This window comes from Tritonibacter sp. SIMBA_163, assembly GCF_046535935.1.
GTDB lineage: Bacteria > Pseudomonadota > Alphaproteobacteria > Rhodobacterales > Rhodobacteraceae > Epibacterium > Epibacterium scottomollicae.
This window is the reverse complement of sequence record NZ_JAWJBP010000123.1, coordinates 1-458: the sequence shown is the minus strand read 5'-3', so window position 1 is coordinate 458 and position 458 is coordinate 1. Positions and strand designations below refer to the sequence as shown.

Here is a 458-nt window from a genome sequence, read left to right as displayed (position 1 = left end):
CGCTCGACGTCAGCGCATTGCCGGAAGGCACGCTGAAACTCGGCAGCCTTGTGGAACTGATTGGTCCGCACCAGCGTCTCGAAGACGTGGCACGCGACTGCGACACCATTCCCTATGAAATTCTGACTGCGCTCGGCAACCGTTATGCACGTGTCTACGTGGAGAGCGGCGCGAGCGACATAAAAGCATAAGACAAGAGGCGAACATGCAGATCACCATCCTCGGCAGCGGCGTCATCGGCGTTACGACCGCTTACTACCTCGCCAAGCTCGGTCATGAGGTAACCGTTGTCGACCGCGAAGAAGGCCCGGCACTGGAAACGAGTTTCGCCAATGCCGGCCAGGTTTCGCCCGGCTACGCCTCGCCCTGGGCTGCTCCCGGCATCCCGTTCAAGGCCGCGAAATGGCTGTTCCAGCAGCACGCGCCGCTCGTTCTGCGCCCGCCCTGCGATCCGGTCC

Annotated in this window: 2 protein-coding genes; both read left to right on the top strand. The window is 62.2% G+C overall.

Going from position 1 to position 458, the window contains the following annotated elements:
* A partial coding sequence (locus R0J92_RS21725; protein WP_411053164.1) for an alanine racemase C-terminal domain-containing protein occupies positions 1 to 191 on the top strand: 191 nt, incomplete at its 5' end.
* 14 nt (positions 192 to 205) lie between these two features.
* Positions 206 to 458 (top strand): FAD-dependent oxidoreductase (locus R0J92_RS21720; RefSeq protein ID WP_411053163.1); only part of this gene is annotated, 253 nt, incomplete at its 3' end.